The sequence below is a fragment of the Aeromonas sp. 25-248 genome (genome assembly GCF_053005425.1).
Genome location: NZ_JBRKTB010000023.1, coordinates 14,538 through 40,081, shown reverse-complemented (window position 1 = coordinate 40,081; position 25,544 = coordinate 14,538). Strand labels below are relative to the sequence as shown.

Genomic DNA, 25,544 nt, shown 5'->3' with positions numbered 1-25,544 from the left:
GGCGACGTCGAATAGTGCCGTCATCCTCCGTGACGGACAGGGGAAAACGACGATCAGTTACCATTCTCTGCCCTCTGGCCACCGGCTCCGATCAGGAACTGGCGGCGGATGGTGCCGTAGTCTTCAAGCTCCAGCTCCACCGCCAGCCCGTAGGGCAGCAGGTCGCGTTGGGTCCACTCTTCCTTCCACTGTCCCTTGTCGTAGAAATAGAGGCGCAGCGCCGTCACGCCGGTCAGCACGGGCTGAATGCGCGGCTCGGTGCCAATGGCCGGATCCGGATAGAGGTAGCTCAACCGCTCCAGGGTCTGCCCCTTGAGACGCCAACCCACTCGTTGCAGGCCGGAGCGCGGCAGTATGCCGTCCGGATTGAGCCAGCCGCCGCGAATGAAGGCCATGCCCCAGTCGTCGCTCTGCTGGCCGAAGCGGGACGCCGCCAGCAGCACCTTGTTGTTTTCGCCGTCGATGCGACCGCTGCGCGGCACCATCTGGGTGACGTCCCGCTCCAGCAGGCTGAAGGCGAGCTGCAGTTCCGAAAGGCGGGCCTCCTTGCGCTTGGCAACCTCGTCGCTGGTCAGCACCCCTTGCAGCACCTGATAGGCCCCCAGGCTCAGGGTGGCGAAGATGGCGATGGCCACCAGCATCTCAAGCAGGGTAAAGCCGCGGTGGCGCGATGGGCGGGGGTTGCTCTGGATCATCGGCTGACACCGGCTCCGGATCATGGACGCACGTTGATGAATGTTCATCGGCTGAGATAGGTCCGGATCATGGCCACCGGGCTGTCGGCCTTGGGCGCGGTGCGCACTTCCATGTCCAGCGCCCTGAAGTTGCTGTCCGCCGTGGCGACGCCGCGATAGCGCCAGTACCAGGTCTGCCCGGCCATCTCCTCGTCCCCTTCCACCCAGCTGTCTCCCGGCCATTTGCCTTCGAGCTTCTGCTGCACCAGCTGATTCTCCACCACCCAGGTCGCCAGGGTCTTCTGCTCCAGATAATTGAGGCCGGCCAGGTGTTCGCTCGCGGTCTTCATCACCGCCAGCCCGGCGATGGCAAACACCGCCAGGGCCACCATGACCTCCAGCAGCGTCATGCCGCGCACCCGGGCGGGGCCGCCCGACAGAGCGGTGCGACGCGCTAGAGCGCCCCCTGCGGGCCTGGCGCTCCTCACTCTTCTTCCTCTTCATCCTGCAACAGGGAGAGACGACCGAACTCGTCCCCCCTGACGGTGCGCAGGTAGTGCAGATCCTCGTCCTGCTGGCTCAGGGTCAGCACGAAGGGAGAGAGCTCTCCCCCCGGAAAGACCAGGATCTGGGGTGTCCGCTCGCGCTCGTCCCGACCCTGCTCCTGGCGTTCGTCCGACGCAGTACGCCAGTTGAAACCTTCCAGCTCCACCGCCAGGGTCATCCCCTCCGGCAACGTCACCGGCCCCAGCAACTTGTCACCGGTCAGTGCGCGCCACTTGCGATCCTTGGGATCCCGGGACATAAACTGCCAGCCGTTCTCCTCGACCCGCAGCCCCAGCAGCCTGCCATCCATCACCGAATATTCCTGGGCCTGCTGCAAGGTCGCCATGAAGCGGCGCGCCTGCTTGTCGAGCTCCCGATCCCCCCTGGCGCCCCCCATGCTGAGGGTGACGGCGGTCGCCACCAGTCCCATCAACATGGCCACCAGCAACACTTCCAGCAGGGTAAAACCGGCCTGGTGACGGGCAGAAGAGGCCACCTTCATGCAGGCAGCCCCGGGGTGGCGCAGTGAGCACGACGCGGCGGAATCACTTATTGGAAGTCCTTCAGGTTCCAGTTGCCGATGTCGTCATCGGTCCCGGCTTCGCCGTCCATCCCCATGGAGAAAATGTCGATCTTGCCGAACTGGCCCGGGCTCAGCAGCTGGTACTGGTTGCCCCAGGGATCCTGCGGCAGGCGCTTGATGTAGCCCCCTTCGCGGTAGCTGCGCGGCTCAGGGGATGCGGTCGGCTTGTTGACCAGGGCGTCCAGCCCCTGCTCGGTGGTGGGGTAGCGGTTGTTGTCCAGCTTGTACATGTCGAGGGCGTTTTCCAGCGCCACTATGTCGGAGACCGCTTTTTGCTGATCCGCCTTCTCCTTGTTGCCCATCAGGTTGGGCACCACCAGGCTGGCCAGGATCCCCAGGATCACGATGACCACCATCACTTCCAGCAGGGTAAAACCCGATTGACGACGCTTTTGCATGACTGACTCCCTAACGAAATGAGATGGCATGAGCCATCAACGATTAACTGTTAAACCACGATCATTCGATTGAATTTGCAGGTTCGAATGGCGAAGCCTATTCGGGCACCCGACCCTCACAGATTCACCATATTGTTGAGCTCGAGCGAGTTGACCGCGGGATCGACCGATGTCACACGCACGCCAGCCTCACAGATTCACCATGTTGTTGAGCTCCAGGATCGGCTGCAGGATCGACATCACGATAAACAGCACCACCCCGGCCATGGAGACCACCAGCATGGGCTCGAACACCCCGAGGGCGATGTTCACCTGGGTTTCGAACTCCCTGTCCTGGTTGTCCGCCGCCCGCTCCAGCATGCTGTCGAGCTCGCCGCTCTGCTCGCCCGAGGCGATCATGTGCAGCATCATGGGCGGAAAAATTCTGGTTTCATCCAGCGACTTGCGCAGGCTGGTCCCCTCCCGCACCCGCTCGGTGGCCTCACCGATGCGCATGCGGGCATAGTCGTTGGAGAGCACTTCGCCGGCGATCTTCATTCCCTCCAGCAGGGGCACGGCGCTGGCGTTGAGGATGCTCAGGGTGCGGGCAAAGCGGGCGGTGTTGAGACCGCGGCTGACCCGACCGATCACCGGCAGGCGCAGTATCACCTGGTGCCAGCGACGGCGACGCTTGTCGTCGGTCAGCCACCAGCGCCAGATCAGGCCGCCAATGCCAAGGAGCAGCAGGAACCAGAGGCCGTAGTGCTGCAACAGCTCGCTGGTGCCAATGAGGAAACGGGTGGTACCCGGCAGTTGCTGGCCCATGTGTTCGAACTGGGCCACCACCTTGGGCACCACGGCGGTGAGCAGTATGGAGATGACCCCCACCGCCACCAGGGTGAGGACGATGGGATAGATCATCGCCTGCAGCAGCTTGGTGCGCATGTGCTGGCGCTGCTCGGTGTAATCGGCGAGACGGTTGAGCACCTTCTCCAGGTGACCGGACTTCTCGCCGGCCGCCACCATGGAGCGGAACAGCTGGTCGAACACATGGGGGAAGGCCCCCAGCGAGTCGGCCAGGGAATACCCCTCCACCACCTTGCTGCGCACCGTCGCCACCAGGCTGCGCAGGTGGGCCTTCTCGCACTGCTCGGCGACCGCCTTGAGGGCCTCTTCGATGGTGAGACCGGCCCCCACCAGGGTCGCCAGCTGGCGGGTGATGAGGGCCAGTTCTGCGGTGGAGGCACCACGGCGAAACAGCACGAAGCGGTTCGCCTCCCGCTTGGCCTTCTCGGTGGTCTCGTTCACCTCGAGGGGGGTCAGCCCCTGCTCGCGCAGCAGCTGGCGCACCTGGCGGGCGGAATCCCCTTCCAGCACGCCGCTCTTGTTGCGCCCCTTGCCGTCGAGGGCCTTGTATTCAAATGCCGCCATCTCAGTCTTCCCGGGTCACGCGCAGCACCTCTTCGAGGCTGGTCTGCCCCTTGAGCACCTTGTCGATGCCGTCGCGGCGGATGCTGGGGGTGTGACCCCGGATCAGCCGCTCGATGGCGAGCTCGCCGCTGGCGCTGTGGATCGCCTCGCGCACCGCCTCGTCCACCACCACCAGCTCGTGGATGCCGGTCCGGCCGCGATAGCCGGTATGGTTGCACTGCTCGCAGCCCACCGGACGCCAGATCTGCTGATCCGGCGCAAGCTCGATGCCCATGGCAACACGCTCCTGCTCGGTGGCAGGGTGCGGTGCGCGGCAATCCGGGCAGAGGGTGCGCACCAGCCGCTGGGCCAGTACCGCCAGGAGCGACGAGGAGAGCAGGAAGGGCTCGATCCCCATGTCCCGCATCCGGGTGATGGCGCCGATGGCGGTGTTGGTGTGCAGGGTCGACATCACCAGGTGACCGGTGAGGGATGCCTGCACCGCGATCTGGGCGGTCTCGAGGTCACGGATTTCCCCCACCATCACCACGTCCGGATCCTGGCGCAGAATGGCGCGCAGGCCCCGGGCGAAGGTCATGTCCACCTTGCTGTTGACCTGGGTCTGGCCCACCCCTTCGAGGTCATATTCGATGGGGTCTTCGACGGTCAGGATGTTGCGATCCCGGGAGTTGATCTCCGAGAGGGCCGCATACAGGGTGGTGGACTTGCCCGAACCGGTCGGGCCCGTCACCAGGATGATGCCGTGGGGCTTGCGAATGAGTTCGCTGATGATGTTGCGGTTGGCCAGCGTCATGCCGAGCTGCTTGAGCTCGAGGCGCACGTTGTTCTTGTCGAGCAGTCGCAATACCACCCGTTCGCCGTAGCTGGAGGGCATGGTGGAGACCCGCACGTCCACCGCCCGGCCGCCGATGCGCAGTGAGATGCGGCCATCTTGCGGCACCCGCTTCTCGGCGATGTCCATGCGCGACATGACCTTGATGCGCGACACCAGCAAGGAGGCGAGTTTGCGATGGGGGCGCAGGATCTCCCGCAGCACCCCATCGATGCGAAAACGGATCACCAGGGCCCGCTCGAAGGTCTCGATGTGGATGTCGGACGCCTCTTCTTTTATCGCCTCGCTCAACATGGCATTGATGAGGCGAATGATGGGGGCGTCGTCGTCGGCATCCAGCAGATCCTCGCTCTGGGGCAGCTCTTCGGCCAGGGCAAAGAAGTCCATCTCGTTGCCGAGATCCTCCATCAGCTGACGCGCCTCGGAGGAGTCACGCTGATAGTGGGCCATCAGGAGCGTCTCGAACTCGTCGTTGCCAAGCAGCTCCACCGCGAAGGCACAGCCCGCCACCCGCCGCACCTCCAGCAGGGTCTGAGGGGAGATCCCCTGACGACAGAGCAGCACCGGGGTACCCTGGCGCTCGGTCAGGATGGCCCCGAAGTTGCGGGCAAACGCGAACGGCAGTTCCGGCAGGGGAGCCGGCAGCTCGCTGCCATCGAGCTGGTAGGCGGCCATCAGGGCTTGCTCTGCACGAAGGGCTGCTCCTGCACCTGGGCGCGCACGCCGGTGGCGGTCGCCTGCTGCTGGGCCTGCATTCTCTGGATCTGCTGCTGCACCTCGGGGGACATCATCACGTCCTGGCCATAGGCGGGCAGCACCTGGCGAGCCGGCGAGGTGGCATAGCCCTCTTCCGCAGCCCGGCTCAGCTGTTCGGCCCTGAACAGGGTGTACTTGTTGCTGGAGACCCCGGAGTAGACATTGGCGTCACGCAATATGGTCGGGCGGATGAAGACCATCAGGTTGCGCTTGGCGGTGGAGGTCTTGGAGGAACGGAACAGGTAGCCCAGCACCGGAATGTCCCCGAGCAGGGGCACCTTGGAGATCTGCTCCTGGGTCTGTTCGTCCATCAGGCCACCCAGCACCACTGTCTCGCCGCTCTTGACCAGCACGGCGTTCTTCACGGTACGGGTATCGAAGGTGGGGCCCAGGTTGGCGGTCCCGGTCGCCTGCTTCTGTGCCACGCTGGAGACTTCCTGCTCGATGTTGAGCAGCACGGAATCTCCTTCGTTGATCTGGGGCGTCACCACCAGCTTGGTCCCCACCGTCTTGCGCTCTATGGTGTTGAACACCTGATCGCTGGTGGTGGAGCTCTGGGAGCCGCTCTGCACCGGCACTTCCTGACCGACGTTGAAGGAGGCCTCCTTGTTGTCCATGGTGACGATGCTCGGGGTGGAGAGGATGTCGTTCTTGCTGTTGGTGGAGAGCGCCGTCACCAGCGCCGCCCAGTCCCCGTGATAGAAGCCTGCCGCCATGCCGCTGAAGCTGCCCGCCAGGGATGACAGGCCGTCGGTGTTGCCGTTGTCTTTGTAATCCTTGGCGGCGATGGCCAGGGAGCCGATGGGCAGACCGGTGTCGGTGAACTGGGTGCCGCCGCCATTGGTGTTGGCCCACTGCACCCCGAGATTCATGCCGTCACCATCCGATATCTCGACGATGATGGCCTCCACCAGCACCTGGGCACGGCGAATGTCGAGCTTGGCGATGACCTGCTCCAGCTCGGCCATCACGTCCGGCTGGGCGGTGATCACCAGGGCATTGGTGGTCTCGTCGGCGGAGATGGCGAGCTGGCCGCCGCCGATGCTGGCGCCGCCCGTGGCCGTGGCAGCCGCCCCGCCCTTCTTGTCGGCGGCGATGCTGGAGCTGACCCCCTTGAGGACGTCCACCAGATCCTTGGCCTTGCCATATTTCAGGTAGAAGACCCGGGTGTTGCCCTGGCTCTGCAGATCCCGGTCGAGCTGGCGCACCATCTGGATGATGCGGGCACGGGCCTTGGGCTCGCCGCTGATGACCACGGAGTTGGTGCGCTCGTCGGCCACCACCTTGGGGGAGAGCAGCAGCGAGGCGTTGGCCCCCTGATTGCTGCCATCCTTGTTGAGGTTGGTCACCAGCCGCACCATCTCGCCGGCGGAGGCGAACTTGAGCTTGATGACGTCCATGTCCTGATCCCCCGCCTTGTCCACCCGGCGAACTACCTCCACCAGGCGGTTGACGACGGCGGCGCGGCCGGTGATGAGCAGCACGTTGGAGGGCTCGTAGTGGACCACGTTGCCGCCGCCGGCGTTGTCGTTGAGCTGACGCAGCAGGGGGGCCAGTTCACGGACCGAAACATTGCGCACCGGCACGACCCGGGTCACCATCTCGTCACCCACGCCGGGGTTGGTGTCATCCACCACGGGGATGGCCGAGGTCTTGGCATCCTTGGAGCGCACTACCTTGAGCACGCCGTTGTTCATGGGCACCACGGCAAAGCCGTAAACGTCGAGCACGCTCAGGAAGAACTGGTAGTACTGATCCTCGTTGAGCAGGTCATAGCTGCGCACGTTGATCTTGCCGCGCACCGATGGCTCTATGATGATGGTTTTGTTCAGGTTCTTGCCGACCGTGTTGATGAACTCCTCGATGTCGGCGTTCTTGAAACTGGCGGAATACTCGGTGGCCCAGGCAGAACCGGCCATCATCAAGGCTGCCGCCATGGTGGCCAGACGCCAGCCCTTCCCTTTATTTGTCATTCTTGGTGCTACTCCAATTCATTATTCTGACAAGCCGACATAGACGTCGTAGAGCTGTCCTTGCCGCTCGACGGTGACGGTCATTTCCGTGGCGCCCGCCACCTGCTGCATCGCCTGCATGGCCTGGGCGTTGTCACGCAGATCCAGGCCGTTGATGCTGACCGCCAGATCGTTGGCGACCAGTCCGAGTTGATTGAACAGTTCCGGATTGCGACCCGGGTTGAGGCGATAGCCGGTCATGCGACCGTCCACCCGGACCGGAGAAATATTGAGGTAATCGGTGATCTTGCCCGGGTTGCCCAGCAGTTCGCTGCGCACGGAGGAGAGTCCCTCCTGGCGGGCCGGTTTGGGCAGGGGCTTGCCATACTCTTCCCCGTCCAGCATCAGGGTCTCGTCACGGCCGTCCCGGGCGATGATGACCCGATCGGCAAACACCTGGCGTATCCTGGCCTGGGTACCGTCGATGTAGTCCCCGATGGCGTAAGAGTTCTGTGTCCCGTTGTGGGCGATGATGGCGATGGACTTGGCGGGATCCGAGCTTGCCAGCACCCCGTTGAGCTGGGCGTTGAGCTGGGTTTTCGGGGCATCCGCCGCCACCGTCTCTGCCGCCTTGTCTGCCTGGGGTTGCAGCGCCTTGCCAAAGAGAGAGAGGCGGCTGAGGTTGCCAAGATCGAGGCGATCGCCGCCACTCCCCTGCACCGAGGTGACCGAGGGTTGCCAGGGGGTCAGGGGTGCGGGCTGGGCCAGTTCGTACAGGCGCCAGGTGAGCACGGCACACTGCTGGGCCAGCAACAGCAGCAGAAGCCAGAACAGGGGCTGGCTGAAACGGGAGAGTGGCATGGCCTTGCAGCGAGCCAGAAGGGAAGTCAACAAATCATCCCTAAGCGGTAGCGTCATCTTTCTCAAAATTGTCTGGCATCCAAGTCGGTTGGCTATTGTGTACGGCAATGGACCCAGAGACAACCGACCGGATGGGACCAAGGGGTGAAAATTCAGTTTCCGTCACACCCGGATGCCCCCTGTTTCTATCCCGGGGCCCGCCTCTGGTATAATCAGGCACCTTTTCAGCCATCCCGGAGCCGATCCATGTCGAATCCAGCACAAAGCAGCACTCAGGTCCGTCTCGACAAGTGGCTGTGGGCCGCCCGCTTTTACAAGACCCGCAGTCTGGCGCGGGATCAGATCGACGGCGGCAAGGTGCACTACAACGGCCAGCGCACCAAGCCGGGCAAGGCGGTCGAGGTCGGCGCCCTGGTGCGATTCTGGCAAGGCCAGGACGAGCGGGAGGTGCGGGTGCTCGAGGTGAGCGAGCAGCGCAAATCCGCCCCGCTGGCCCAGCAACTCTATGAAGAGACAGAGGCCAGCCTGAAGAAACGGGCCGAAAACAGCGAAGCCCGCCGCTTCAACAGCCAGTTTGCCCCAAGCCCGGAGCGCCGACCCGACAAGCAGGAGCGACGCCAGCTTATCCGGGTCAAGCAATCCTAATCCGCGTCTGTGGCCCCTTTATGACGACAGGTGGAGGAATTAGTTCCTAACCACCTGTTTAACAATGTGTTTATTTTTCCCCAAGAACATCCTAGGAAACCATGATGAGTAACCAAGACCTCCTGTATCGCTATCTGTTCGAAGAGTACGAAGTGCGTGGGGAGCTGGTCCAGCTGGATCGTACCTACCGCCACATCATCGACGCCCAGAACTACCCGGTACAGGTGCAGCACCTGCTGGGCGAGCTGCTGGTTGCCACCAGCCTGCTGACCGCCACCCTCAAGTTCGAAGGCTCCATCACGGTGCAGCTGCAGGGGGACGGTCCGGTACGTCTGGCCGTCATCAACGGCGACAACAACCAGCAATTGCGCGGCGTGGCACGCTATGAAGGGGAACTGCCGACGGACGGCAAGCTGCAAAGCCTGATCGGCAACGGCCATCTGGTCATCACCATCACCCCGGATCAGGGAGAGCGCTATCAGGGCATCATCGCCCTGGAGGCCGACACCCTGGCGGCCTGCCTGGAGCACTACTTCGCTCAGTCCGAACAACTGGCCACCCGCCTCTGGATCCGCACCGGCCACCACGAGGGCGAGCCCCGTGCTGCGGGCATCCTGCTGCAGGAGCTGCCGGCCCAGAGCGAGGATCACAGCGACGATTTCGACCACCTGGTCCAGCTCACCACCACCATCAAGGACGAAGAGCTGTTCGGTCTGGACGCGGAAGAGATCCTCTACCGCCTCTACCACCAGGACAAGGTACGGGTGTTCGATCCCCAGGCCATCGAGTTCCGTTGCACCTGCTCCCGCGCTCGTTGCGAAGGGGCCTTGCTGCAGATAGACAAGGAGGAAGCGGTATCCATGGTGCAGGAGCTCGGCAAGATCGACATGCACTGCGATTACTGCGGCGCCCACTACGAATTCGACGGGATAGACATCGAAACCCTGTTCAGCAGGGCTCCCGGTAATGATGCAAACCAGTTACACTAATCAAAGGCGGGCAAAACCCGCCTTTAACTTAAATAACAAAAAAATACCCTATTTTATAAAGTTTGATGGCGATCGCTAAAAACTACCACCTAGGTGGTAGCATGAACGTCAGATAGAACCCTACACACCTCTGAACCCAGGAGAATACAATGACAATCGTGGTAGAACCCACCCTGGCCCAACAACTGAAGCTGGACCAATACGGTATCAAAAACAGCCAGGAAATCGTTCGCAACCCCTCCTATGAGCAGCTTTTCGCTGAAGAGACCCGCTCAGACCTTGAGGGCTTCGAACGTGGCGTCGTCACCGAGCTTGGCGCCGTCAACGTCAACACCGGCATCTTCACCGGCCGTTCCCCTAAAGATAAATATATCGTCAAAGATGCCACTACCCAGGATACTGTGTGGTGGTCTGACCAGGGTAAAAACGATAACAAGGCGATTACCCCGGAAGTGTGGTCACATCTGAAAGGGCTGGTCACCAAACAGCTCTCCGGCAAGCGTCTGTTCGTGGTGGACGGCTTCTGCGGCGCCAACCCGGACACCCGCCTGGCAGTGCGCATCATCACCGAGGTGGCCTGGCAGGCGCACTTCGTGAAGAACATGTTCATCCGCCCGAGCGAAGAGGAGCTGAAGACCTTCAAACCGGACTTCGTGGTGATGAACGGTGCCAAGTGCACCAACCCGAACTGGAAGGAGCAAGGTCTCAACTCCGAGAACTTCGTCGCCTTCAACATGACAGAGAAGATGCAACTCATCGGCGGCACCTGGTACGGTGGCGAGATGAAGAAGGGCATGTTCTCCATGATGAACTACTTCCTGCCCCTGCGCGGCATCGCCTCCATGCACTGCTCCGCCAACGTGGGCAAGGATGGGGACGTGGCCATCTTCTTCGGCCTCTCCGGCACCGGCAAGACCACCCTCTCCACCGATCCCAAGCGTCAGCTGATCGGCGATGACGAGCACGGCTGGGATGATCACGGCGTGTTCAACTTCGAAGGGGGCTGCTACGCCAAGACCATCAAGCTCTCCGAAGAGGCCGAGCCGGACATCTACCACGCCATCCGCCGCGATGCGCTGCTGGAGAACGTGACCGTGGCCGCCGATGGCACCATCGACTTCGACGACGGTTCCCGCACCGAGAATACCCGGGTCTCCTACCCCATCTATCACATCGACAACATCGTCAAGCCGGTCTCCAAGGCGGGTCACGCCACCAAGGTGATCTTCCTGACCGCAGACGCCTTCGGTGTGCTGCCCCCGGTCGCCAAGCTGACCAAGGAGCAGACCAAGTACCACTTCCTGTCCGGCTTTACCGCCAAGCTGGCCGGTACCGAGCGCGGCATCACTGAGCCGACCCCGACCTTCTCCTCCTGCTTCGGCGCGGCTTTCCTCAGCCTGCACCCGACCAAGTACGGCCAGGAGCTGGTGAAACGGATGGAAGCGGCAGGGGCTGAAGCCTATCTGGTCAACACCGGCTGGAACGGCACCGGCAAGCGGATCTCCATCAAGGATACCCGTGGCATCATCGACGCCATCTTGGATGGTTCCATCGAGAAGGCGCCGACCAAGGTACTGCCGGTGTTCAACCTGGAAGTGCCGACCGAGCTGCCGGGCGTCAACCCCGCCATCCTGGATCCGCGAGACACTTACGCCGACCAGGCCGAGTGGGATGCCAAGGCGGCCGATCTGGCCGGGCGCTTTATCAAGAACTTCGAGCGCTTCACCGACAACGACGAAGGCAAACGCCTGGTCGCGGCGGGCCCGCAGTTGTAAGAAACGCGCCTCGCGTCTCACAATCCCGTACCGGTCAGCCCTGCTGGCCGGTATTTTTTTGGCCGATGCGCGGCATATGGCTCCCGCCAAGCCTTGCCTTGACGGCCCTTGCGCGTTAGATTCAGCCAAACTTTATACAATATACAATTTTGCAACCTGCCCGTGACCCCAGCATGACCCCACCTTACAAGACCCGAACCCAGATGGTGATGGAGAACCTCCGCGGCCGGATATTGCGTGGCGAGTTTGCAGCGGGCGCCCCCCTGCGCCAGGACGCCATCGCCAAGGAGCTGGCGGTGAGCCGCATCCCGGTGCGGGAGGCCCTGATGCAACTGGAAGCCCAGGGGCTGGTGAAGTTCGAGGCCCATCGCGGCGCCGTGGTGACCATGCTGGATGCCTCGGCCATCGAGGAGCTCTTTTATTTGCGGGCACTGCTCGAAGCCGATACCCTGTTCCACGCCGTCGACCTGATGACGGAGGAGACCTTCGCCCAGGCGCAAGCCATCCTCGCCCAGTTTGATCTGGCGCTGGAGTCTGGCACCCAGATCGAACACTGGGCCGAGTTGAATCACCGCTTTCACGCCACCCTCTACCAGGCAGCCAATCGCCCCCAGGCACTGGAACTGATCGCCCAGATCAATCTGAGCTGCGACCGCTATGTGCGTTTCGAACTGCTGTTCGCCCAGGGCGGCGTGGACAAGGCCGAGCGGGAGCACGCCCGACTCCTTGAACTGTGCCGCGCCCGGCGCAAGCACGAGGCAGTGGTACTGCTCAAGCAACACATCGAGGCGGCAGGCCAGTCGATCAGACAGATCCTGGCAAGCGGCCACCATCAATGAACACTCACATCACCACAAGCTGGCAATAACGACATGAACCATTTCGAGATTATTGAAACCCGCGTCGCCCAGGTCAGGGCCACACTGGCCACGCTGGAGCTGGACGCCTTCATCGTTCCCCACGACGACGAGCATCTGGGGGAGTACATTCCCGCCTATGCCGAGCGGCTGGACTGGATCACGGGTTTCAACGGCTCCGCCGGGCTCGCCATCATCATGGCGCATCGGGCGGCCCTGTTCATCGACGGTCGTTATACCGTGCAGGCGCGCATGCAGGCGCCGGCCGAGCTGTTCGAGTTTCTCCACCTCAATGAAGACCCCCACGTGCAGTGGCTGGCGGAGCAGTTGCCCTCAGGCTCCCGGGTCGGTTTCGATGCCCGCCTGCACAGCCTGGCCTGGTATCAGAACGCCAACGCCGTGCTGGCCGATCACGGCATCGAGCTGGTGCGCATCGACGAGAACCCCATCGATCTGCACTGGAGCGATCGTCCCGCTCCGACCAAGAGCCCTGTCATCCTCTACAGCGAGGAGCTGGCGGGCCAGTCCAGCCAGGCCAAGCGCGAAATGCTGGCCAGCGATCTGCGCAAGCGCGGGCTGGATGCGGTGCTGCTGACCCAGGCCGAGCCCATCAACTGGCTGCTCAACCTGCGTGGTCGCGACGTGGAACGCCTGCCGGTGGTGCTGGGCTTTGCGGTGCTCTACGCCAACACCACCATGGATTTCTTCGTCGATACCGACAAGATCGACTGCTTCGCCTTCAGTCAGCACGTGGGGCAGGATGTCTCCGTCTACCCCATCGACAAGCTGGGTGACGTGTTGCAGCGCATCGGCGAGGATCAGCAGAAGGTGCTGGCCGACCCCAACACCGCCAACGCCTGGACCCAGCTCGTGATGGAAGAGGCAGGCGCCATTCTGGTGGCCGGCCAGGATCCCACCATGCTGCCCAAGGCGTGCAAGAACCCCGTGGAGCTGGCCGGCATGCGTGCCGCCCACCTGCGCGACGGCGTTGCCGTCACCCGCTTCCTGGCCTGGCTGGATCGCCTGATCGCCAGCGGCGAGTTCGACGGTGTGGACGAAGGCACCCTGGCCGACCAGCTGGAAGCCTTCCGCCACGAGCAGGAGCACTATGTGGAGCCGAGCTTCGACACCATCTCGGCACTCGGCCCCAACGCCGCCATGTGCCACTACCGCCACACCAACGGTACCCCGCGGGCCTTCGGCCAGGACAGCATCTATCTGGTGGACTCCGGCGCCCAGTACCTGGACGGCACCACCGACATCACCCGCACCGTCAAGGTGGGTGAGGTAACCGACGAGCACAGAGCCATGTTTACCCGGGTACTGCAGGGTCATATTGCCCTGGATCAGGCCCGCTTCCCCCGTGGCACTGCCGGCATCCAGCTCGACGTGCTGGCCCGCATGCCCCTGTGGCAAGCCGGTTACAACTACGACCATGGCACCGGACACGGGGTCGGCCACTTCCTCAGCGTGCACGAAGGCCCGCAGCGCATCGCCCCCAAGGGCAGCCTGGTGGCCCTGCAGCCGGGCATGGTGCTCTCCAACGAGCCGGGCTACTACCGGGAAGATGCCTTCGGCATCCGCTGTGAAAACCTGGTGGTGGTGACCGAACAGGAGGCCCGTGGCGAGCTGCCGATGCTGGGCTTCGAGCGACTGACCTATGTGCCGTTCGACATCCGCCTCATCGATCGCAGCCTGCTGAGCCCGGCGGAGTTCCGCTGGATCAACGAATACCATGCGGAGGTCTACCGCCGTCTGAGCCCGCTGCTGGAGGGCGAGGATCTCGCCTGGCTGGAGCAGGCGACCAGCCTCCTCTGATGACACAGGGCCTGCGGGCCCTGTTTCTTTATCTGCGGCATGCCACAAATGCCCCCCTTGCATCGACTCCCCGCCCCTTCTACCCTGTGCCTCCTTTTTGGCTGCCCCGCAGCAGAGACCCGATGAGAGGAGCCCCGATGCACTCGTCCCCCGTATTGCGCCTTGCCACCCACGCCGACATGCACGCCATCTGGCAGATAGATGCCGATGTCTTCGGCGAGGATGTCTACCCCGGTTTCTTCTTTCGCCAGGCCATGGATCTGTGGCCCGAACTGCTGGTCGTCGCGGAGCGGGAAGACCGGCTGCTGGGCTATGCCCTGGGGGGGCTTGGTCAGGATCGGTCGCAGGGCTGGCTGCTTTCCCTCGCGGTGCGTCCCGAAGCGCGCGGCTTCGGCCTGGCCGAGCAAATGATGTTGCAGGTGGAGCATGGACTGCTGAAACTGGAAGTTGAGCGGGTCAGACTGACCGTTGATCCCGCCAATCCGGCCCAGCGCCTCTACTTCAGGCTGGGTTATCAGCAGTTGGCAGAAGAGAGAGGCTACTTCGGGCCGGGCGAGGATCGCCTGCTGCTGGAAAAAGCCCTGACCTGACCATCCGTCACTGGCACGGGAGCCTTCCGGCCACATAATTGGTTACACTTTGCGGGTTTAATGCGCAATCTGGTTGGCGTAAAGTGCAATTCATCACCAGATTAATCCGATGCCCGCCCAGGAGGCCCATCATGTTCAAACGTATTGCTCTCGTCACCCTGCTGGCGGCCACCACCGCCATCACCGGCTGTGCCAACAGCGACGTCTACTCCGGCGATGTCTACACCAAGGATCGCGCCAAGCAGGTACAGACCGTCAGCTATGGCACCATCCTCTCCACCCGCCCCGTCAAGATCCAGGCCGATGAGAACTCCCTGATCGGCACCATTGGCGGCGCCGTGGTCGGCGGCCTGCTCGGCAGCACCATAGGCGGCGGTCGTGGCAGTGACATCGCGGCGGCCGGTGGCGCCATCGCGGGTGCGGCGGCCGGCAAGGCGGCAGGGGACAAACTCAACCAGGTTGACGGGGTCGAGCTCGAGATCAAGAAAGAGAACGGCGAATCCATCGTGGTGGTACAAAAGGCCAGCCCCACCTTTGTGCCTGGCGCCCGGGTCCGCATGACCCAGGGCAACGGCACCATCAACGTGGCCGTGGTGAACTGATAGCGCCGTTCAAGGTGCAACTGCCATAAAAAAGGTGAGCCCTGGCTCACCTTTTTGCGCTCTGCACCACTTAAGATTCACTCCCCCAGATGCAGCCAGGCCGCGATGGACAGCTGCAGGCCCACCAGGTCGGCATGGTGGAACAGGGCATGCAGTGATGCACGATCCCCGGCCACCTGCATCATCAGACGCTGTTGCGCCTGCAGGTCGGCCAGCCAGGAGGGGGGCACCGTCAGCGTGCCTGCCGCCTCAGCAACCAGGGATATCCCCTCAAGCAGGGCATGCAGCGCCCGTTGTTGTTCGCCAGCATCGCCACTCTCGAGCCAGAGCTGCTCATGATACTGCCAGTGCTGCATACCCAGGGTAATGCTGGTCTTCTGATCTTTGCCCTCAATCCCTTGCAGGGGCTGCACGGCCAGTGGCTTGCCAAGCCCAGCCAGCCTGTATCCGCGCTGCGCCTTGGACTGGGCACCCAGCCGCAATCCTCCCTGCGCCGCCAGCTTGCTCGCCAGGGTGAACAGGGCGCGGGCATCGCCGGATTTCAGCTCCAGCTCCAGCTCGTCGATCCCGGTTCGCCCCAGGGCACCGACAATCTCCCCCTGATCCCAGGCCAGCTCGATCTCGGCATCTCCGAATGCGATCAGCCAGTGGCGGCGCAGGAAATCGGTGCTGAACTGGGCCACCAGACGGCTCTGGAGTTCATCGCGCACCGCCAGACTCGGCCAGATATCGGCAGGAAAGGCAGACAGGGTCGGAATGGTGCCCTCTACCGGGGCGTTGTACTCGGGTCTGGCGTGCAATCCGCCCACGACCTGCCCCCGGCACTTGATGGTCTGCTCGGAAAAATCATCGCTGCGACGAATGCGCAACCCCATCTCGAGCCCACGCAAACCCAGATCGGGCGTGTCGAAATAGACGTTGCCAAGAGCGGCTTGATTGGAAGATATAATCTCTATTGAATTCAGAAGGTTGGAGAGGGATTCTTGAATATTGCTGGTGACGAAAAACTTTATCTCGATCTCAGTTTGCATAGTCATTCCGGGCTGGCGGGCAACTTTGGGGGGCATGTTCAGGGTCGCGAGGATATAATGCCAGCGACAGTTCACGATTAATTCACGGTTTTATTGATGGCACAGTTCGGTTACCATGCGCCCCTCATAAAATCGTATCGAGTGTTTTTTCACCGACACAGGTTTGGCCATGCCAGTAAATACTATTTTGGGTCTTTTTGCCAAGTCCCCCATCAAGCCGCTGCAGAAGCATATCGTCAAGGTTCACGTGTGCTGCGAACAGCTCATTCCCTTCTTTGATGCCGTCGCTGAAGACCGCTGGGAAGATGCCGAGAAGATCCGGCAACAGATCGCCCAGCTGGAAAAAGAAGCGGACATCCTCAAGCGCGAAATCCGCTTGAAACTCCCTCGCGGCCTGTTCCTGCCGGTCGCCCGTACCGATCTGCTGGAGCTCTTGACCCAGCAGGACAAGATTGCCAACCGTGCCAAGGATATTTCCGGCCGCATGCTTGGCCGCAAGATGGAATTCCCCACCGAGATGCGCGCCGATTTCATGGCCTATCTCAAACGCTGTATCGATGCGACCGCCCAAGCCGAAAAAGCCATCGGAGAACTCGATGAGCTGCTCGAAACCGGCTTTAAAGGACGTGAAGTTGAAATGGTTGCCGAGATGATCCACCAGCTGGATCTCATCGAAGACGATACTGACACCATGCAGATCGGACTGCGCCAACAGCTGCAAGCCGTTGAGCACAAATACAATCCGATCGACGTTATGTTCCTCTACAAGATCCTCGAATGGGTAGGTGACCTGGCTGATCAGGCAGAGCGCGTTGGCGCCCGTCTGGAATTGATGCTGGCTCGTTCGTAATCGACTGACTGGGTAAACACTACTAATGGACATTATCGCAAATTACGGCACCACCCTGGTGCTCGTGGCGGCCTTGTTCGGCTTTTTGATGGCCTGGGGCATTGGTGCGAACGACGTCGCCAACGCCATGGGCACATCGGTCGGCACCAAGTCCCTGACCATCCGTCAGGCGATCATCATCGCCATGATCTTTGAATTTGCCGGTGCCTATCTGGCCGGTGGCGAAGTGACGGCCACCATCCGCAGCGGCATCATCGACAGCAACGCCTTTGCCGACACGCCGGATCTGCTGGTGCTCGGCATGATCGCCTCCCTGCTGGCTGCGGGTCTGTGGCTGATCCTGGCCTCCTATTTCGGCTGGCCCGTCTCCACCACCCACTCCATCATCGGCGCCATCGTGGGCTTCGCCGTGGTGAGCATCGGTCCGGAAGCGGTACAGTGGAACAAGTTTGGCGGCATCGTCGGCTCTTGGATCATCACGCCGGCCATCTCGGGCATCATCGCCTACTTCATGTTCATCAGCGTGCAGAAGCTCATCTTCAACACGGACAACCCCCTGGACAACGCCAAGCGCTATGTCCCCTTCTACATGTTCCTGACGTCCCTGGTCATCTGCCTGGTCACCATCAAGAAGGGGCTGACCCACGTCGGTCTGCACCTGAGCAATGGCGAGGGCGTCCTGCTCTCCGTCGCCATCTCCATCGCGGTGGCGTTTGCCGGCTGGATCTATATCCGCGGCCAGCAGTACAACCCGAAAGATGACAGCAAGATGCACTTCGCCAACGTGGAGAAGGTGTTCGGCATCCTGATGATCATCACCGCCTGTGCCATGGCCTTCGCCCACGGCTCCAACGACGTGGCCAACGCCATCGGTCCGCTCTCTGCAGTCGCCTCCATCGTGGCGGCCGGCGGCGAGATCGGCGGCAGCTCCCACATCGCCTGGTGGATCCTGCCCCTTGGCGGCATCGGCATCGTCATCGGTCTGGCCACCATGGGCGAGAAGGTGATGGCGACCGTCGGCACCGGCATCACCCACCTGACCCCGAGCCGTGGCTTCGCCGCCCAGCTGGCCACCGCCGCCACCGTGGTGATCGCCTCCGGCACCGGTCTGCCCATCTCCACCACCCAGACCCTGGTCGGTGCCGTCATGGGTGTCGGTCTGGCACGGGGCATCGCGGCCCTGAACCTGGGCGTGCTGCGCAACATCGTGGTCTCCTGGGTCATCACCCTGCCCGCGGGCGCCATCCTGGCCATCGCCATCTTCTACGTGCTGCAGGCCTGCTTCTCCTGAGCAGCCCACGCCGCACGACAAAAAGCCCGGGTCATTGACCCGGGCTTTTTTATGCTTCGCCCATATCACGCTGTCGATTGAGCGTCGATCGGCTGCGGCGTTTACTCCTCGATAAAGGTCCACTCGTCGCGCACCCGGCTGATGGCATCGAGCCGCCGCTTGGCAAGCTGCTCGCGGATTGCCTCCCCTTTGAAGCCGGCCGCCACTATCTCCTTGACCGGCACAGCCTGCGCCGCCTCCAGGGCCTGAGCGACATAGTCCGGCTGACTGTAGACCTTCTCTTCGAAGCCGGTACGACCGTGGAAGTCGGCGCGACAGGCATCGAGCAGCTGGGCAAAGCGCTCCGGTCTGCGCCAGGCATCGGCCTTGTCGAATACCTTGAGCAGGGTCGCGGGCTTGAGCTCGAAGGCAATGTGGATATGGGTGTGCAGGTCGCTCACCAGCAGGGCCAGATCGCGACACTCGTTCGGCACCCGGAAGCGCTCGCAAAAATCCCGAATGAGCGGCAACCCCTTCTGGCCATGGCCGTGATGGCTCGGCCAGAAGGCGGGCGGGGTCAGCCCCTTGCCAAAGTCGTGGCAGAGGGACGCGAAGCGCACGGTCAGTTCGGGGGAGAGGCGACATGCCTGCGCCAGCACCATCATGGTGTGGATGCCGGTGTCGATCTCCGGGTGCCATCTGGCAGGGGCCGGCACCCCGAACAGGGCATCGAGCTCGGGGAAGAGCGCCTTGAGGGCGCCGCATTCGCGCAGCACCTCGAAGAAGATCTGGGGTGTCGGCCCCAGCAGCACTTTTTCCAGCTCCTTCCAGACCCGCTCCGGGGTCAGGTGGGCCAGCTCTCCAGCCTCCGTCATCTCGCGCATCAGCCCCTGCGTCTCGGGTGCCACCACGAACCCCTGGGCATGGAAACGGGCGGCGAAGCGCGCCACCCGCAGGATGCGCAGGGGATCCTCGGCAAAGGCCGGCGAGACATGGCGCAGCAACCGCGCCTCCAGATCCTGCACGCCGCCGTAGGGATCGTGCAGTTGCCCGTCCTCATCTTCGGCGATGGCGTTGATGGTGAGATCCCGGCGCAGCAGATCCTGCTCCAGCGTCACCTCGGGGGCGGCATGGCAGACGAAGCCGGTGTAACCCTGCCCCTGCTTGCGCTCGGTGCGCGCCAGGGCGTACTCCTGCTGGGTTTTGGGGTGAAGAAAGACTGGAAAGTCTCGGCCCACCTGGGTGAATCCGAGACCCAGCATCTGCTCCACCGTGGCGCCGACCACCAGGTGATCCCTGTCACCCTGGGGCAATCCCAACAGGCGATCCCGCACCGCCCCTCCGACCAGATAAATCTGCACGCGCACTCTCCCTCGATAAACTTGCCCCGATGATACCGCTTTTGGCCAAGAGAGACGATGTGCACCCGTCGCACCGGGCTCTCCATCACTCGGCCGGGCGGCTGCTTCCCGCCATCGTCCCGGGCGACTCAGCCCGTGGTTCGCGCCAGCTCCCCTTATGGTATCCGGGTCTTTGACATCCCTTTTGGGAGGCTTTAACCTGCCGCCCATAACAATGGAATGGATCCTTATGTACACACAGTTCTTCGGTCTGTCGGAGCCCCCGTTCTCCATCTCGCCCAACCCCAAATACCTCTATATGAGCGAGCGTCACGGGGAGGCCCTCGCCCACCTCAACTACGGGTTGCAGGACGGTGGCGGCTTCGTGCTGCTGACCGGGGAAGTGGGTACGGGAAAGACCACCGTCTCCCGCTGCCTGCTGCAGCAATTGCCCGCCGACACCGAGATCGCCTACATCCTCAATCCCTCTCTGACCGAGCGGGATCTGCTGGCCGCCATCTGCGACGAATTCCAGTTGCCCTACGGCGAAGAGGCCAGCCTCAAGCAATTGTTCGACCTTATCCGGGATCATCTGCTGGCGAATCTGGCGGCAGGCAAGCGCAGCGTGGTGCTGGTGGATGAAGCCCAGCACCTGCTGCCCGGCGTGCTGGAGCAGTTGCGACTGCTCACCAATCTGGAGACAGACGAGAAGAAACTGCTGCAGGTGGTGCTCATCGGCCAGCCCGAGCTGCAACAGATGCTGCGCCAGCCCCTGCTGCGCCAGCTGGCGCAGCGGATCACCGCCCGCTATCACCTGCTGCCGCTGTCGCGCCAGGATGTGGATGCCTATGTCCGCTTCCGGTTGCAGGTGGCAGGCTGCGTCCAGCCCATCTTCACCCCCAGGGCCATCCAGACCCTGCATCGCCTCTCCGGGGGCATTCCCCGCCTCATCAACCTCATCTGCGACCGCGCCCTCATCGCCGCCTTCGCCCGTGGCAGCCACAAGATAGTGCACGGGGACATCAGCCAGTCCGCGTATGAGGTGAGCGGCATTCGCGACGAGGGGAGCTGGCAATCCGGCCTCACGGTCGCCCTGGTGGGCGCCCTGCTGGTCGCCACCGGCTGGTGGGGCTGGCAATTCTTTGGAGTCTTCCCAGCCCGCCCCCTGGTCAAGGTCGAGGTACCGGTCAAGGTGGATGACACGCCGGAGCAGCAGGCCCAGCTGACCCGCGCCATCAATCAGGCGCTGGAGCCGGACGTCGCCATGCAGAATCTCTACAAGGTATGGGGCTACCAGGCCGAGCTGGAGGAGGCAACCTGCGACAATGCCCCCCGTGCGGGCCTGCGCTGCCAGGAGGGAGAAGCCTCCCTGGCGCAATTGCAGGCGCTGCAATACCCGGCCCTCATCAGTCTCACCGACGAGACCGGCGGCCTCTATTACGCCACCCTGGTCAGCCTGGGGGCGGACAAGGCTTCCCTGCTCATCGGCAACCAGAGCTGGCAGGTGGACAGGCAGTGGCTCTCCGACGCCTGGGGCGGCAGCTACACCCTGCTCTGGCGCATGCCCAGGGGCAACGTGCCCCTGATAGCGAGCAATGCCGGGGCTGCCCAGGTGCAGTGGCTGGACAACGCCCTTAGCCGCGCCATGCAGCAACCCGATCGCAAGGTGAGCCGCTTTGATGCCACCCTCAAGAACAAGCTGCAACAGTTCCAGCGCGAGCAGGGACTGACCCCGGACGGCATCGCCGGCAGCAACACCCTGCTGCGGCTGAATGTGGCCTCCGGCGAACCCATGCCCAGGCTGGAGGATGAATCCCTGCGAGCCAGCACGCCGGTCGATCTCGACAGCTTGGCGGATGATGAGACGGATCCCATGGTCGAGGAGGCCTCCTGATGTCCACCCTGCTCAAGGCCCTGCGCCGGGCCGACCAGCCCCAGTTCACCCCCCATATGCCGCTCATGGGTCTGCCCGTGAGCCAGGAAGAGGAGCCCAACCGCCGCTGGATCTGGTGGGCCCTGGTGCCCCTGGCCCTGGTGATGGGCGCCGCAGCCAACTATGGCTGGCACCTCTATCACCTCAAACCCGTGGAACAGCAGGTCGAAGTGAAGGAAGTGGTGACTCCCCCCTTCGTGCGGGTCGAACCCAGGCCCATGATCACCCGGCCGCTGCCGCCCCCCCTGCCGGAGCCCGTGGTCGCTCCAAGACCTGCCGCAACCCCGGCTGCGACTACCGCAAACCAGGGGGGACAGAGTCTGGCAGAACGGCTGATGGCCGCCCTCAACAACACGCCGCTGGTGGAAGAGAGTGCGCCCCAGGCTCAGGTCCAGACCAGTGCCATCCCCCTCGGCGCCCTGGCCCCGGCCCTGAAACAGCAGGTACCGTCCCTGACCTATGGTGCCCACAACTACTCCTCCGACCCGGCCAAGCGGGCCGTCGTGCTCAATGGACGGGAGTGGCACGAGGGCAATGAGATCGCCCCCGGTGTCATCCTGGCAGCCATCGCCCAGGACTACATCGTCCTGCAGGTCGGCGGCCAGTATGCCAGCCTCAAGGCGCTGCAAGACTGGCGCGGCTGATCTGCCGGCATCCAGTGGCCCTCCCCCGGGAGGGTCACCGCCCATTCTGAGGGAGCCCGAGAGCTCCCCTTTTTAATCAATAACCTACACTCGACCTTTGCCATGCGCCGGGTCGGGGATCGCCCTCCTGATGGCGGGCGGACTTATCATCAGAACATGAGCACACTGTGAGCCATTCAGACAACACCACCTTCGCCACCCGCATTCTGGACTGGTACCATATCCACGGCCGCAAGACCCTGCCCTGGCAGCAGAACAAAACCCCCTACCGGGTCTGGGTCTCCGAGATCATGCTGCAACAGACCCAGGTTGCCACTGTCATCCCCTATTACGAGCGGTTCATGGCCCGCTTCCCCGACGTGCTGGCCCTGGCCAACGCCCCCATCGACGAGGTGCTGCATCACTGGACCGGGCTTGGCTACTACGCGCGCGCCCGCAACCTGCACAAGGCTGCCCAGCAGATCCGCGATCTGCACGGCGGCCTCTTTCCGGAACAACTGGAAGAGGTGATGGCTCTGCCCGGCATCGGTCGCTCCACCGCCGGGGCCGTGCTCTCCCTCTCTCTGGGCCAGCCCCACGCCATCCTGGATGGCAACGTGAAGCGGGTACTCACCCGCTGGCTGGCGCTGGCGGGCTGGCCGGGCCAGAAGCAGGTCGAGCACGATCTCTGGGAGCTGGCGACCCGCCTCACCCCGCGCGTCGGGGTGGCCCAGTACAACCAGGCCATGATGGACATGGGGGCCACCGTCTGCACCCGCAGCAAGCCCGCCTGCGAGCGCTGCCCGGTGCAGGCCGATTGCCAGGGGCTGTCGCAGGGCAACCCCACCGCCTACCCTAACAGCAAGCCGAAGAAGAGCATTCCGGCACGCAACGGCATTATGCTGATCATCCGCCACGGCGATCAGCTGCTGCTGGAGAAGCGTCCGCCGCAAGGTATCTGGGGCGGGCTTTACTGCTTCCCGCAGGTGGAATCCCTCACCGAGGTGACCGGACGACTGCGGGAGTTGGGGCTGGAGGATGCCGCCTATCAGGAGCTCGCTGGATTTCGTCACACTTTCAGCCACTTCCACCTCGATATTCGCCCTTTGCTGATCGAAATGGCTGTTCCGCCCGCCCCCCTGCTCATGGAAGCGGATACCCGACTCTGGTATAACTTACGCCATCCTGCCGAGGTGGGATTGGCGGCGGCCACGGCCCGTCTGCTCGCCTACCCGGACTTACAACCAGACTTGCAACCACAGAGGTCAACATGAGCCGTACCGTATTTTGCCTGCGCCTGAAGAAAGAAGCGCCGGGTCTCGATTTCCAACTCTACCCCGGTGAACTCGGCAAGCGGATCTTCGACAACATCAGCAAGGAAGCCTGGACCGAGTGGCAGAAGAAGCAGGTCATGCTGATCAACGAGAAGAAGCTGAACATGATGAATCTCGAGCACCGCCAGTTACTGGAAAAAGAGATGGTCAGCTATCTGTTCGACGCGGGTGAAGTCCAGATCGACGGTTACACCCCTCCCAGCCAGTGAGCGGGAATCGAGTCAAAGGGCCAGCGTCCCCCTGAGTCGTCGACATGCCGCAGGGTGACACCAATCCTGGCTCAGGCCAGTCAGTGACGGGCGGCCCCACCGCCCGGTTTGAGGATCTTATGGGTCGTTTTTTTGGGCTGCTGTGCGCCCTGCTGTTTCTCTCTGCCTGTTCATCCACACCCCAGACCAGCGGGAGTGGCGATGATGATCTGGTCAACGGCAAGGACGTGCGCGGTTTTGAACACATGATCAGTGCGCTCTCCCATAACGTGAACGAGATATGGGGGCGCGAGGCGCTGTTCGCGGGCAAGTTTGACTACGTCAAATACACGGATCAGTACAAGAGCCGCGCCCACATCGATTTCTCCAGTGGTCACATCATGGTGGAAACCGTCTCGGGTCTGGATCCCCGCGCCCACCTGCGCCGCGCCATCATCGAAACCCTGCTAACCCCGGACGATCCGGCAGAGGTCGACCTCTATTCCGACCGTGAGATCATGCCAGGTGGCGAGCCCTTCCTCTATGGCCAGGTGCTGGACAACCAGGGACAAGCGATCCGCTCCAGCTGGCGTGCAGAGCGTTATGCCGACTATCTGATCGCCAACGCGATGAAGAAGCGCACCCTCGGGATCCGCAACATCTTCTTCATCGACATTCCCATGGTGGCCAACCACGAAGACAGGCGCGGCTACAAATACGCCAGCATCATCCGCGACGCCTCCCGCAAGTACGGGGTCGCCGAAAGTCTCATCTACGCGGTGATCAAGACCGAGAGCAGCTTCAACCCCTATGCGGTCAGCCACGCCAACGCCTATGGCCTGATGCAGGTGATCCCGGCTACCGCTGGGCGGGATGTCTATGTGAGGGTCAAGGGCAAGGATGGCCAGCCGACCAGGGAAGATCTGTTCAATCCGGCCTACAACATCGATGTGGGGACCGCCTACCTGCACCTGCTGCAGACCGTCTATCTGGCGGATATCCAGGATCCCCAGTCCCGCCGCTATGCGGTGATCTCCGCCTACAACGGTGGTGCGGGAGGGGTGCTCAACACCTTCTCCAACGATCGCAAGGCGGCCCCCGGCATGATCAACCGCCTCTCCCCCGAGGCCGTCTATCAGGTACTGACCGAACAACATCCCAAGGCAGAGGCTCGCCGCTATCTCTACAAGGTCAATCAGGCCGAGAAGGGGTTCAAGCGAACCGTCGCAAGCCGGGCTGGCTGATGGCATGCAAGAAGGGCGCTCCCGGAGCGCCCTTCTCATTTACTGTGGCCTGAAAGCTTACTTGGCGATAAAGCCGCCCTTGCTCAGGGGCGCTGCCCCCACCTTCTCCAGGTGTTCCACCTCGACTTCGGTCTTGTTCCAGCTGTGGTCCACCTCGCCGCGCACGCGGATCAGATCGTCAGGACCCACCTCGGTACCGCGCCACACGTCACCGTCCACCTCCACTTCCACCTCGCCGCTGTCGTCACGGAACAGGTAGTTTTCGCCACCCAGGTGTTTGACCAGCTTGCCTTCCAGGGTCACCCACTGATCATCGGCCACGTCTTTCAACTGGGCGACCGATACCTTGTTCTGCTCCTTGGGGCCGGTGTAGGCCGCCATGGCGAAAGAAGAGACGGACATCAGGGCCACCAGGGCGATTGCTTTTGCGTTGTTCATTTCAT

General features: G+C 62.8%; 25 protein-coding genes. 14 read left to right on the top strand and 11 right to left on the bottom strand.

All coding sequences use genetic code 11. The features are described 5' to 3' along the window. Nucleotides 1-53: 53 nt before the first annotated feature. The 8 genes from exeJ to exeC all read right to left on the bottom strand — a co-directional run bounded on the left by exeJ (nt 54) and on the right by exeC (nt 8,042). Nucleotides 54-695 carry a GspJ family T2SS minor pseudopilin variant ExeJ gene (exeJ, locus tag ACVDHI_RS20320; RefSeq protein ID WP_103858238.1) on the bottom strand — a complete coding sequence of 214 codons (642 nt, stop codon included), beginning with the start codon at nt 693-695 and terminating at the stop codon, nt 54-56. 44 nt (nt 696-739) lie between these two features. Beyond that, the gene (gene exeI / locus ACVDHI_RS20315; RefSeq protein ID WP_257713654.1) at nt 740-1,093 is read right to left on the bottom strand and encodes a GspI family T2SS minor pseudopilin variant ExeI; all 354 of its coding nucleotides are present in this window, start codon (nt 1,091-1,093) and stop codon (nt 740-742) included. Between the two features lie 65 nt (nt 1,094-1,158). Further along, on the bottom strand, nt 1,159-1,722 hold the full coding sequence (gene exeH, locus ACVDHI_RS20310; RefSeq protein WP_010675722.1) for a GspH family T2SS minor pseudopilin variant ExeH: 564 nt from the start codon (nt 1,720-1,722) through the stop codon (nt 1,159-1,161). 47 nt (nt 1,723-1,769) lie between these two features. Beyond that, on the bottom strand, nt 1,770-2,201 hold the full coding sequence (exeG, locus tag ACVDHI_RS20305; RefSeq protein ID WP_010675723.1) for a GspG family T2SS major pseudopilin variant ExeG: 432 nt from the start codon (nt 2,199-2,201) through the stop codon (nt 1,770-1,772). Nucleotides 2,202-2,390: 189 nt separating this feature from the next. Continuing rightward, nucleotides 2,391-3,611 carry a GspF family T2SS innner membrane protein variant ExeF gene (gene exeF / locus ACVDHI_RS20300; RefSeq protein WP_039040588.1) on the bottom strand — a complete coding sequence of 407 codons (1,221 nt, stop codon included), beginning with the start codon at nt 3,609-3,611 and terminating at the stop codon, nt 2,391-2,393. Nucleotide 3,612: 1 nt separating this feature from the next. Further along, nucleotides 3,613-5,118 (bottom strand): GspE family T2SS ATPase variant ExeE, encoded by a 1,506-nt coding sequence (gene exeE / locus ACVDHI_RS20295; RefSeq protein WP_447212458.1) that lies wholly within the window; start codon nt 5,116-5,118, stop codon nt 3,613-3,615. Next, on the bottom strand, nt 5,118-7,172 hold the full coding sequence (gene exeD / locus ACVDHI_RS20290; RefSeq protein ID WP_010675726.1) for a GspD family T2SS secretin variant ExeD: 2,055 nt from the start codon (nt 7,170-7,172) through the stop codon (nt 5,118-5,120). The genes exeE and exeD overlap by 1 nt, the downstream gene beginning before the upstream one ends. A 21-nt stretch (nt 7,173-7,193) precedes the next feature. Then, nucleotides 7,194-8,042: a GspC family type II secretion system variant ExeC gene (gene exeC / locus ACVDHI_RS20285; protein ID WP_447212457.1), complete on the bottom strand. Its 849-nt coding sequence runs from the start codon at nt 8,040-8,042 to the stop codon at nt 7,194-7,196. Nucleotides 8,043-8,258: 216 nt separating this feature from the next. Here exeC and hslR point away from each other — a divergent pair, with 216 nt between their 5' ends. The 7 genes from hslR to ACVDHI_RS20250 all read left to right on the top strand — a co-directional run bounded on the left by hslR (nt 8,259) and on the right by ACVDHI_RS20250 (nt 15,288). Then, entirely contained in the window at nt 8,259-8,657 is a 399-nt protein-coding gene (hslR, locus tag ACVDHI_RS20280; RefSeq protein WP_010675728.1) for a ribosome-associated heat shock protein Hsp15, read from the top strand. A gap of 104 nt (nt 8,658-8,761) precedes the next feature. Then, nucleotides 8,762-9,646, top strand: coding sequence for an Hsp33 family molecular chaperone HslO (gene hslO, locus ACVDHI_RS20275; RefSeq protein ID WP_182951373.1), 885 nt, complete (start codon nt 8,762-8,764; stop codon nt 9,644-9,646). Nucleotides 9,647-9,795: 149 nt separating this feature from the next. After that, nucleotides 9,796-11,421: a phosphoenolpyruvate carboxykinase (ATP) gene (gene pckA / locus ACVDHI_RS20270; protein WP_010675730.1), complete on the top strand. Its 1,626-nt coding sequence runs from the start codon at nt 9,796-9,798 to the stop codon at nt 11,419-11,421. 173 nt (nt 11,422-11,594) lie between these two features. Beyond that, on the top strand, nt 11,595-12,260 hold the full coding sequence (locus tag ACVDHI_RS20265) for a GntR family transcriptional regulator (RefSeq protein WP_029314822.1): 666 nt from the start codon (nt 11,595-11,597) through the stop codon (nt 12,258-12,260). A gap of 33 nt (nt 12,261-12,293) precedes the next feature. Then, a complete protein-coding gene (locus ACVDHI_RS20260; protein WP_045522080.1) occupies nt 12,294-14,096 on the top strand; it encodes an aminopeptidase P family protein in 1,803 nt (600 codons plus the stop codon). 137 nt (nt 14,097-14,233) lie between these two features. Beyond that, nucleotides 14,234-14,686, top strand: coding sequence for a GNAT family N-acetyltransferase (locus ACVDHI_RS20255; protein WP_447212456.1), 453 nt, complete (start codon nt 14,234-14,236; stop codon nt 14,684-14,686). Nucleotides 14,687-14,817: 131 nt separating this feature from the next. Next, nucleotides 14,818-15,288 (top strand): outer membrane lipoprotein, encoded by a 471-nt coding sequence (locus tag ACVDHI_RS20250; RefSeq protein ID WP_010675734.1) that lies wholly within the window; start codon nt 14,818-14,820, stop codon nt 15,286-15,288. A 77-nt stretch (nt 15,289-15,365) separates the two neighbouring features. Here ACVDHI_RS20250 and ACVDHI_RS20245 read toward each other — a convergent pair whose 3' ends face one another. Further along, nucleotides 15,366-16,319, bottom strand: coding sequence for a CYTH domain-containing protein (locus tag ACVDHI_RS20245; RefSeq protein ID WP_447212455.1), 954 nt, complete (start codon nt 16,317-16,319; stop codon nt 15,366-15,368). Nucleotides 16,320-16,488: 169 nt separating this feature from the next. Between ACVDHI_RS20245 and ACVDHI_RS20240 the strand changes: the two genes are divergently transcribed. Both ACVDHI_RS20240 and ACVDHI_RS20235 read left to right on the top strand, forming a co-directional pair. Further along, nucleotides 16,489-17,169, top strand: a complete 681-nt coding sequence (locus tag ACVDHI_RS20240; RefSeq protein WP_010675736.1) for a TIGR00153 family protein — start codon at nt 16,489-16,491, stop codon at nt 17,167-17,169. Nucleotides 17,170-17,194: 25 nt separating this feature from the next. Beyond that, nucleotides 17,195-18,460, top strand: coding sequence for an inorganic phosphate transporter (locus tag ACVDHI_RS20235; RefSeq protein ID WP_010675737.1), 1,266 nt, complete (start codon nt 17,195-17,197; stop codon nt 18,458-18,460). 101 nt (nt 18,461-18,561) lie between these two features. Here the strand turns inward: ACVDHI_RS20235 and ACVDHI_RS20230 are convergent, their stop codons facing one another. After that, on the bottom strand, nt 18,562-19,800 hold the full coding sequence (locus tag ACVDHI_RS20230) for a multifunctional CCA addition/repair protein (protein ID WP_042014847.1): 1,239 nt from the start codon (nt 19,798-19,800) through the stop codon (nt 18,562-18,564). Nucleotides 19,801-20,029: 229 nt separating this feature from the next. Between ACVDHI_RS20230 and ACVDHI_RS20225 the strand changes: the two genes are divergently transcribed. The 5 genes from ACVDHI_RS20225 (at nt 20,030) to mltC (ending at nt 25,101) form a co-directional block, all read left to right on the top strand. Then, nucleotides 20,030-21,673 carry an ExeA family protein gene (locus ACVDHI_RS20225; RefSeq protein ID WP_447212454.1) on the top strand — a complete coding sequence of 548 codons (1,644 nt, stop codon included), beginning with the start codon at nt 20,030-20,032 and terminating at the stop codon, nt 21,671-21,673. Continuing rightward, a complete protein-coding gene (gene exeB / locus ACVDHI_RS20220; RefSeq protein ID WP_102948908.1) occupies nt 21,673-22,356 on the top strand; it encodes a GspB family T2SS assembly factor variant ExeB in 684 nt (227 codons plus the stop codon). The genes ACVDHI_RS20225 and exeB overlap by 1 nt, the downstream gene beginning before the upstream one ends. A 167-nt stretch (nt 22,357-22,523) precedes the next feature. Continuing rightward, entirely contained in the window at nt 22,524-23,609 is a 1,086-nt protein-coding gene (mutY, locus tag ACVDHI_RS20215) for an A/G-specific adenine glycosylase (protein ID WP_183148960.1), read from the top strand. Continuing rightward, nucleotides 23,606-23,878, top strand: coding sequence for an oxidative damage protection protein (locus ACVDHI_RS20210; protein WP_010675742.1), 273 nt, complete (start codon nt 23,606-23,608; stop codon nt 23,876-23,878). Before mutY ends, ACVDHI_RS20210 begins: the two co-directional genes overlap by 4 nt. 119 nt (nt 23,879-23,997) lie before the next feature. Continuing rightward, the gene (gene mltC / locus ACVDHI_RS20205; protein WP_010675743.1) at nt 23,998-25,101 is read left to right on the top strand and encodes a membrane-bound lytic murein transglycosylase MltC; all 1,104 of its coding nucleotides are present in this window, start codon (nt 23,998-24,000) and stop codon (nt 25,099-25,101) included. Between the two features lie 57 nt (nt 25,102-25,158). On the opposite strand, the gene ACVDHI_RS20200 is transcribed toward mltC, so the two are convergent. Further along, nucleotides 25,159-25,539, bottom strand: a complete 381-nt coding sequence (locus tag ACVDHI_RS20200; RefSeq protein WP_039040598.1) for a YgiW/YdeI family stress tolerance OB fold protein — start codon at nt 25,537-25,539, stop codon at nt 25,159-25,161. Between the last annotated feature and the right edge of the window lie 5 nt (nt 25,540-25,544).